General features: G+C 41.4%; 6 protein-coding genes. 5 read left to right on the top strand and 1 reads right to left on the bottom strand.

What is annotated here, in order from left to right:
• Positions 1-317: 317 nt before the first annotated feature.
• The gene (locus H6G75_RS32255) at positions 318-485 is read right to left on the bottom strand and encodes a hypothetical protein (RefSeq protein WP_190983931.1); all 168 of its coding nucleotides are present in this window, start codon (positions 483-485) and stop codon (positions 318-320) included.
• Between the two features lie 70 nt (positions 486-555).
• Between H6G75_RS32255 and H6G75_RS32250 the strand changes: the two genes are divergently transcribed.
• The 5 genes from H6G75_RS32250 (at position 556) to H6G75_RS32230 (ending at position 9096) form a co-directional block, all read left to right on the top strand.
• Positions 556-747, top strand: coding sequence for a hypothetical protein (locus H6G75_RS32250; RefSeq protein WP_190983930.1), 192 nt, complete (start codon positions 556-558; stop codon positions 745-747).
• Positions 748-890: 143 nt separating this feature from the next.
• Positions 891-3326: a phenylalanine--tRNA ligase subunit beta gene (gene pheT / locus H6G75_RS32245; protein ID WP_190983929.1), complete on the top strand. Its 2436-nt coding sequence runs from the start codon at positions 891-893 to the stop codon at positions 3324-3326.
• Positions 3327-3618: 292 nt separating this feature from the next.
• Entirely contained in the window at positions 3619-3888 is a 270-nt protein-coding gene (locus H6G75_RS32240) for a YciI family protein (protein ID WP_190983928.1), read from the top strand.
• 759 nt (positions 3889-4647) lie between these two features.
• Positions 4648-5070 (top strand): hypothetical protein, encoded by a 423-nt coding sequence (locus H6G75_RS32235; protein ID WP_190983927.1) that lies wholly within the window; start codon positions 4648-4650, stop codon positions 5068-5070.
• Between the two features lie 495 nt (positions 5071-5565).
• Positions 5566-9096 (top strand): AAA-like domain-containing protein, encoded by a 3531-nt coding sequence (locus H6G75_RS32230; protein WP_190983926.1) that lies wholly within the window; start codon positions 5566-5568, stop codon positions 9094-9096.
• Positions 9097-9227: the final 131 nt, after the last annotated feature.

The following is a 9227-nucleotide window of genomic DNA, read 5'->3' as shown; positions in this document are numbered from 1 at the left end:
AACTGTCTTTGTGAGATCCCACCCTCTAAGTACGCATCAATTATTTTCTGCCGAAAGTCAAGTGAGTATGCTTTCATTTATATCTTCTCATAATCTATATCTTATCTAATTACTGTATCTCATTAGACTGGAAAACGCTATAAAGATTAAATGCAACCTCAAATAGAATTGGTATTAAATAATTTAAGTAATATAAAGTAAGTTTGTGTCGAGAAATACTTGTATAACTTACGCACAAAAACGAAAAATCAAGATTTTTGGCAAGGGTGTAGGGGTATAAGGATGTAAGGGTATAAGTGTTCAAAACCTTTACACCCTCAAACCCTTACACCCATTCTTAACAGAAAACCTTTGTGCGTAAATCCTGTATTAGTTTTGAGTTGCTGAACTGTCAGAACTTCTAATTCTGTGCGGGTAAACAACATAAAATAGATATTGCCATTTTTACGAGTGGTATCAGTGGTTAACAAGTTTCTCAGGCTCATGTAACCACTGATTTAAACATTCTAATCAGTTGTGTACGTCTGATAAAGGCTTCATTTACACTTCTAAACAATGCCGAATCCTAGAGGAACACCCGAAAACTTAAAACCATCACAACCCAAGGGTGAAGAACCGATGACCACATCTATTAGTTTTAGATGTACTGAGTTGATGAAGGAAGCGGTGAAGGCACAAGACGACCCCGCACAATTTTGCAGAGACGCAATCCAGGAAAAATTAGATAAACAGAAACAATTAGAATGAGGAATGAGCATTAATCGAGCATCTCCAATGAGTCATAAAATAATGCTCAAAGTATGCGCTCAAACACCGAAACTTATGCTTTTGAGCATTAGGTGAGCATTTTTAAGTAAAAATAGGCTGAAATTGTTGATTTTACGTCATTTATGCGAATCTCTTTAAACTGGCTGCGGGAACTAGTAGAAATTAAATTAAGCCCAGAAGAATTAGCTCATACCCTGACAATGGCTGGGTTTGAGGTAGAAGATATTGAAGACCGCCGCACTTGGGCAGATGGTGTGGTTTTGGGGAAAGTGCTGGAACGTCAACCCCACCCCAACGCTGATAAATTAAGTGTTTGTCAAGTAGATGTGGGTGCGGCTGAAACTTTAAATATTGTTTGCGGTGCAGCCAATGTCCGGGCTGATATTTATGTCCCAGTCGCCACCGTTGGCACTTATTTACCAAACATCGACTTAAAAATTAAACCTGCAAAACTGCGCGGTGTTCCATCTCATGGCATGATTTGTTCTTTAAAAGAACTGGGTTTGCCGAGTGATGTTGATGGAATTCACATTTTTACTGGGGAAAATCTCTTGGTGGGTAGTGATGTCCGGCCGTTGCTGGGTTTAGATGATGTGATTTTAGATGTGACTGCTACTGCTAACCGCGCTGATGCTTTAAGTATGGTAGGCATCGCGCGAGAAGTTGCCGCTTTAACTGGTGGTAAACTGAGTATTCCTGAACCTGGGGAAGTCACCGTCAATCAAAATCCAGGCAAATTAGGTTTAAAAGTTGCTGATACCCAAGCTTGCCCAGCTTACATTGGTACAGTCATTGAACAAATAAAAATTGCCCCCTCGCCGGACTGGTTGCAACAACGCCTGCGGGCTGCGGGTGTGCGTCCCATTAGTAATGTAGTGGATATTACTAACTATGTATTGTTGGAATGGGGACAACCACTCCACGCCTTTGACCAAGACCGTTTACAAGCTGTTGCTGGTAATGGCAATTTAACTATTGGTGTGCGTTTTGCCAATCAAGGAGAATCGCTGAAAACCTTGGATGGGCAAACTCGCAACCTCGCCACCCAAAATTTGTTAATCACCGCTAACGATAAACCTGTGGCTTTAGCGGGGGTGATGGGGGGAGAAGAAACGGAAGTTGATGAAGGTTCGCAAAATTTAGTTTTAGAAGCAGCTTTGTTTGATTCTGTGGCTATTCGCCGTTCCTCCCGTGGGGTGGGGTTACGCAGTGAAGCGTCGGGGAGATACGAACGGGGTGTGAACCGGGCAGAATTGGAAGTCGCCTGTCGTCGTGCTTTAGCTTTAATTAGCGAATTGGCTGGCGGTGTCATTGTACATCAAGAAATTGTTGATACTCGTCCCGACCCTGCAACTTGGAGTCGTTCGATTTCTCTGCGTTTAGATAGGGTGAATGAAATACTAGGCCCTACAGATTTAGGTGAAGATACAGGAGAATTACAAGCAAGCGATGTTGTCAGGATTTTGACAGCCTTGGGATGTCAGCTGACACCAACAGATGAGCGCACTTGGAATGTGGCTGTTCCGCCTTATCGTTACCGTGACTTAGAACGAGAAATTGATTTAATTGAGGAAATTGCTCGGCTCTACGGCTATGATAATTTCTGCGACACCTTGCCGGAAAAAGCTCAAGCAGGCTATTTACCCATAGACCAAGAGTTGTTGCGGAAATTGCGGGCGACTTTACGGGGGGAAGGTTTGACCGAATTAGTGCAGTATTCCTTAGTTAAACCAGGGGAAGACCGCCAGATAGTTTTAAGTAACCCTTTGTTTAGCGAATATTCGGCGTTACGTACTGATTTAATTGCTGGGTTGATTGATGCTTTTCAATACAATTTAGAACAAGGTAACGGTTCTCTGAATGGTTTTGAAATTGGGCGAATTTTCCAACAAGAAGAAGACGGTCTGCGCGAAGCTGATGCGATCGCTGGTATCTTAGGAGGAGACCGCAGCCTCGGCAAATGGTCAAAAGGTGGACGGGAACAGCCAATGACTTGGTTTGAAGCCAAAGGTATTCTCGAAAGCGTCTTTCAACAACTGGGTATCCAAGTAGAATATCAACCAGATTGTCGTGATGAGCGGTTGCATCCCGGACGCACCGCTTCTTTGTGGATAGGTGGAAACCGCCTGGGTGTATTTGGTCAACTGCACCCCCAACTGCGGCGAGAAAAAGATTTACCCGATTCTGTATATCTATTTCAGTTAGATTTAGATGTGCTGTTGGATGCCTTGGATCAAGATGAGATTTTGATTCCCACATTTAAGTCTTATTCTACATACCCAGCCAGCGATCGCGACATCGCCTTTTTCGCCCCGGTGAAAGTTTCTGTAGGCGAACTGGAAAAAGCGATTAACAAAGCTGGTAAAGGTTTGCTGGAATCTGTGGAAATCTTCGATGAATATCGTGGCGAAAACGTCCCTCAAGGACAACGCAGTTTAGCATTTCGTCTAGTATATCGGGCAAGCGATCGCACTCTCACCGATGCCGAAGTCGAACCTGTACACAACAAAGTTCGGGAAGCCTTGGTAGAAAAATTCGGCGTTAACCTCAGAAGCTAAAAATTAGTAGTGATGAGCCTTGAAGGAGGCAGAAGGCAGGAGGCAGGATACAAAGCCTCCTGCGGGAAGCTAACGCAATATAAAAATATTCTGCCCCCTCAAGAAAAATAGCCACTCTCACGAAAGTTCAGTGAAGTCTTAAACCCTTGAACATCATCTCGCAGGCGGAGTTAGGGATCAGTTTTCCTCCTGCCTCCTGCCTCTTAACTCCTGCCTTCATAGATGACTTTGTAATTTTGACCCGTTTTAGCTTAATATTCATTGTGAAATTTGTATTTTTAATTGATTAACTATGACCAAATATGTACTCTGGGGAACTTACTGCGACGACGTTTTAGAAAAACGCGCTCCTTACCGTCAAGCACATTTAGATGGTTTAGCCAAACAAAAAGAATCTGGTGTGTTAATTACCATCGGCCCCACCAAAGATATCACCAAGGTGTTTGGCATTTATGAAGCAGAAGACGAAGCTACTGTCCGCCAATTAATCGAAAATGACCCTTATTGGCAAAACGGTATTTGGACTGAATACTCTATCAAAGAATGGATTCAGGCTATTTAATTAGGTTGGGACAAATAAATTGAACTATTCAAGGGAACAGGAAAAAGAGAGTAGCGGAATGACACGGCTAAGATAATGCAACAGAGTTTGGATAAAATTAACCGCAGATAAACGCAGATGGACGCGGATAGAATTTTGGTTATTGCCCAAATTTAGCTGTGTCAGTCCACTAACTTTTTTCCAAATCAAATATGAGTCCTAGATGTTTGTCCAATTTGTTTACTCAACAAGACTCCTAACTCCCTTGTCTCCCTTGTCCCTAATTCATCCGATATTTGTTAATTGCAAGTCCCTGAAATCCAGTCATAAATTTTGCTATACATATTCATTTTTTGCTGTCAATGTGGCAGTTTATTTATTGTCCACCGCCGCTAGACAACCGATTTTTCTCTAATACCATTTCACTTTAAAAATGATACGGATATGCAAGTAGCGCCTCGACTTCGCTCGGCGACCAGAAGCAGAGTTGCAGAGGAAGCGATTTCTATCAGTAATTTCGTGAAATGGTATAAGTAAAACAGTTGGGAAAACCGAACTGTGTAAACCCAAATCACGCCTGCGTGAAACTATTTGGCTGTCTGATTTGAAAGTTACAATTCCTAACTTTTAGTAGATGTCATGATATTTGTGTGTATGTCATTATCAATAATGTCTTAAACCGAGATAATATTGCTGTTGTCTAGAATAAAAAAGGGTTAGCGATCGCACTTAATATTGTGTTGTTCACCAATCGTTTGATTTTTTAAGAGGGTACTACCCATGCAAAACATCCTAAAACGTGCATTTTTACCTGGTTTGATGGCTGTTAGTTTAACCAGTGTGAGTTTAATTCCCACTCAACCTGCTAGTGCAGATGACCGAGTTATCCACAATGCAGCCATTGGTGCTGGTGCAAGTGCTATTACTGGAGCCTTGACAGGATGCGGTTCTGTATTAAACAACGCTATCACAGGTGCTGGAGCTGGTGCGGCGGTAAATGGTGCCAACGGTTTGAGAACCAGAAGAGCCAGAGCTAGAAATGGCCGGAGAATTGTCCAAGATGTCGGCGTAGGTGCAGTAGCTGGCGTGGCTACAGGAGCAATTACTGGTGGTTGCAGAACTACCTGGAAAAATGGTCTTAATGGTGCTGCTGCTGGTGCTGCTGTTCACTTCCTAGATCCCAGAAACAGAAAAAGAAGATAATTTATGATGGATAATTCGTAATTCCATCATTCAATACGGATTATCCATTGTGGATTATGCCAATGTAAACACTCACAACAATAAATAGTTGATTTTTAGGGGTGCTAACAACTGCACCCCTAATTTATTGCTTAAGTGCTTTTGCTTTCTATTTTTTGTCATAAATTGCTATACTTGCTGAACGAAAGTAGCCATCTGAAGTGAGATACAACTATTTCTCTGCCTTGTCTATCATGCCTTTGATTTTATTTTTAGTAACAGTATTTCAGGACAGATAGGACATTTAAGAACATCAATAAAAAGTATGGTAGACAGATAAGACATTTAAGACATTTAAGAGAATTAAAGAATATTAAAATTATAAATATAGCTCAAGTTTGCAAAAAAAATATGCCAAATTCTAGTAAGATATTTTAAATCAAGTAATTGTTATTAAAAATATTAATTAATCATTCAATTCAATTTCGGTCTTTGGGTGAAAATGTTTGCCGTAATATGAAATACCAAGTTGGTGGTAGTCTCCCTAGTGATGATCCAAGTTATGTGATTCGGAAAGCAGATGAACAGCTTTATACCAGCTTAAAAGCTGGCAACTTTTGTTATGTATTAAATTCCCGTCAAATGGGAAAATCATCTTTATTACATCGTACAAGTTATCATCTTACACAAGAAGGTTACAGTTGTATTTACTTGGATGTAACGCGCTTGGGCAGTGAAGATACAACAGCAGCACAATGGTATAAAGGAATTATTCTAAGTCTTTTTTATAACTTAAATTGCCAAGATAGATTTAATTTTAAAACTTGGTGGGAAACACAAAGTGGTCTTTCACCAGTTAAAAAGCTGCATCAATTCATCGAGGAAGCATTACTATCTACTCCAGAAAATCAATCTATTTTGATTTTTATTGATGAAATTGATAGTTTATTAAGTTTAAGTTTTTCAGTAAATGATTTTTTTGCTTGGATTCGTCATTGTTATAATCAACGATCGCACGATCGCAAATATCAACGTTTAGGCTTTGCGTTGTTTGGGGTGGCTAGTCCGGCGGATTTAATTACCGATAAGCGCCGAACACCTTTTAATATCGGGCAAGCAATTGAATTGGATGGTTTTACCTTAGAAGAAGCTAAACCTTTATTGCGTGGATTAGAAGGTGTAGTTAGTCAACCGCCAATAGTTTTACAAAAAATTCTAGAATGGACGAGTGGACAACCGTTTTTAACTCAAAAACTTTGTCAGTTAGTGGTGCAAATTGCCTCGGAAACCCCCAATGGCAAAATTGACTTACCTCAAGGTACCGAAGGGTATTGGGTAGAACAACTTGTTCAAAAGCAGATAATTCAACATTGGGAATCGAAAGACGAACCAGAACATCTTCGCACAATCCGCGATCGCCTGTTGTTTGATGAACAAAAAGCCGCACGGTTGTTAGGTCTTTATCAACAAGTATTGCAAACCGAAGCAGCACCAGCTAAAACTCCCGTAGCCTTGAATGATAGCCACGAACAAACAGAATTATTACTATCTGGTTTAGTCAAACGACAAAACGGCTATCTCAAAATAAAAAACCCGATTTATCACTCTGTGTTTAATCAGCAATGGGTGATACGACAGTTAGATAATTTACGGCCTTACTCGCAAATTTTTAATGCTTGGGTGCTATCTGGTTATCAAGATGAGTCGCGGTTATTGCGGGGACAAGCACTCAAAGACGCGCAAAATTGGGCGCAAGGCAAAAGTTTGAGCGACTTGGACTATCAATTTTTCGTAGCCAGCCAAGAATGTGAACGGCGAGAGGTACAAACCGCCTTAGAAGCTGCACGGGTGAAAGAAATAGAAGCAAGGTTGGCACAGGAAAAGAAAACAGCTTTATTACAGAGATATTTATTAATTGCAGTCTGTATTGGTTTATTTGTTTCTACTAGCTTGGGTATAGGGACTTTTATTTTGTACCGTCAGGCTAAACAAAGTGAAATGCAAGCCAAAAATAGCGAAATGCAGGCTTTAATATCCGCTTCCGAGGGAATGTTTGCCTCAAATCGCCGCTTGGATGCACTGATAGCAGCCATCAAAGCCAAACAAAAACTACGTAAACTCAGTTCCAACAAACCCAACATTGGAAGACAAGTTGATGCTGTATTAGAACAAGCAGTGTATGGTGCAGATGAATACAATCGTTTTTGGGGTCATACAGCAGCAGTTTTAGCAGTCGATGTCAGTCCTGATAGTTCTTTCATTGCCTCGGCCAGTGTTGATAAAACTGTCAAACTTTGGCGACGTGATGGTCAAGCAGTTGCAACCCTCAAAGGTCATACAGCCACAGTGAGATGTGTCAAATTTAGTCCTGATGGTCGGATACTGGCCTCGGCGAGTGAAGATGGTACCGTCAAACTGTGGACAACAACAGGCACTTTATTAAAAACACTCAAGGGTCATAATGCTTCTATTTGGGGAGTTGCCTTTAGTCCCGATGGTCAGACTATTGCTTCAGCTAGTTTCGACAGAACTATGAAACTCTGGAAGCGAGACGGTACATTACTCAAAACTTTTTCTGGTGAACGAGTCGGGTTTTGGGGAGTCGCCTTTAGTCCCGATAGTCAACTTGTAGCAGCCAGTAGCATAGATGGGATAGTCAAAATCTGGAAAAAAGCAGGTGCAAACTGGGAAAACGCCAAACTGCTGCAAACTCTCAAAGGTCATAGTACTTGGGTCATTGCTGTAGCTTTCAGTCCTGACGGTCAAATGATTGCTTCTGCTAGTGAAGATAAAACAGTCAAACTGTGGCGACGCAACTCTGAAGATCATACCTATCGCCTGGATAAAACTCTGCAAGGTCATAGTGCAGGTGTTTGGGGAGTAGCATTTAGTCCTGATGGTCAAACTGTTGCTTCTGCTAGTCTTGATAAAACAGTTAAACTTTGGAGTATTGATGGTACAGAACTCCGAACCCTTAAAGGCCACATCGCTTCTGTTTGGGGAGTAAGTTTTAGTCCTGATGGTAGTTTTATTGCTTCGGCGGGTGCAGAAAATGTTGTCAGACTTTGGCAGAGTGAAAACCCTTTTCAAAAGTCAGTTATTGCCCATAAATCGGGAATTTGGTCATTAAATATCACCTCAGACAGCGCCATCGTTGGGACGGCTGGTCACGACAACACCGCTAAACTATGGAGTCGTCAAGGTAAACTGCTGAAAACTTTTACTGAGTCTAAAGGGGCAATTTTTGAGATTTCCTTTAGTCGTGATGGTAAATTAATTGCCCTGCGTACCTATGGCGATAAAATCAAACTTCAGCAACCAGACGGCAAGTTAATTGCTACTTATCAAGATCCCCTTGGTAAACTTTTATCAGGTGTGTTGAGTCCTGATGGTAGAGCGATCGCTATGTCAAATGTTGATAAAATAGTGCAAATATGGCATCGTAATCAGCCTCAACCGCAGATTCTCAAAGGACATCAAGCAGAAGTTTGGCAAATGGCTTTTAGTCCAGACGGTCAAATGTTGGTGTCTGTCAGTGGTGATGGTACTGCTAAATTATGGACATTGGATGGTAAATTACACACAACCTTAGCAGGACATACAGCAGCAGTTTGGCGAGCCGCTTTTAGTCCAGACGGTAAAATGGTGGCAACTGGTAGTGGTGATAATACTGTTAAATTGTGGACAATTGACGGCAAGTTATTGCAAACATTCACAGGTCACACAGCAGCAATTTGGGGAGTTGCCTTTACTCCCGATGGCAAAATCCTAGCTTCGGGGAGTATCGATGCCACAATTAAACTTTGGAAATTGGATGGAACAGAAATCACAACCTTAAGAGGACATACCGCAGGTATTCGCAAAATCGCCATCAGCCGCGACGGCACTTTTTTAGCTTCTGGTGGTGATGATAATACGCTAATTTTATGGAATTTACCGCGCATTCTCCAATTAAATGCTCTGAATTATGCTTGCTCTTTGGTGCAGGATTATTTGCAAACTAACACAAAATTAGAACCGAGCGATCGCTCTTTGTGCAAGAGGTAGGGAGCTGAAGGGGTGACAGAGAAGTTATAAAGCAGACTGGATAAGAGTCATAGCCCGTAAACCTTGCTGAAAATAGGGTAGTTTATGGGGCTTGAGGCGCATCAATTCATCAGCTAAATCAGCCCAAAATT

The organism is Nostoc sp. FACHB-280 (assembly GCF_014697615.1).
Lineage (GTDB): Bacteria > Cyanobacteriota > Cyanobacteriia > Cyanobacteriales > Nostocaceae > Nostoc_B.
Note: the sequence above shows the minus strand (reverse complement) of the source record. Positions and strands in the feature narration are given on the sequence as shown.

Bases quoted from the DNA above. Each gene is read 5' to 3' on its own strand.
- pheT (WP_190983929.1), top strand. From the start codon at position 891: ATGCGAATCTCTTTAAACTGGCTGCGGGAACTAGTAGAAATTAAATTA.
- H6G75_RS32250 (WP_190983930.1), top strand. From the start codon at position 556: ATGCCGAATCCTAGAGGAACACCCGAAAACTTAAAACCATCACAACCC.
- H6G75_RS32230 (WP_190983926.1), top strand. From the start codon at position 5,566: ATGAAATACCAAGTTGGTGGTAGTCTCCCTAGTGATGATCCAAGTTAT.
- H6G75_RS32240 (WP_190983928.1), top strand. From the start codon at position 3,619: ATGACCAAATATGTACTCTGGGGAACTTACTGCGACGACGTTTTAGAA.
- H6G75_RS32255 (WP_190983931.1), bottom strand. From the start codon at position 485: ATGAGCCTGAGAAACTTGTTAACCACTGATACCACTCGTAAAAATGGC.
- H6G75_RS32235 (WP_190983927.1), top strand. From the start codon at position 4,648: ATGCAAAACATCCTAAAACGTGCATTTTTACCTGGTTTGATGGCTGTT.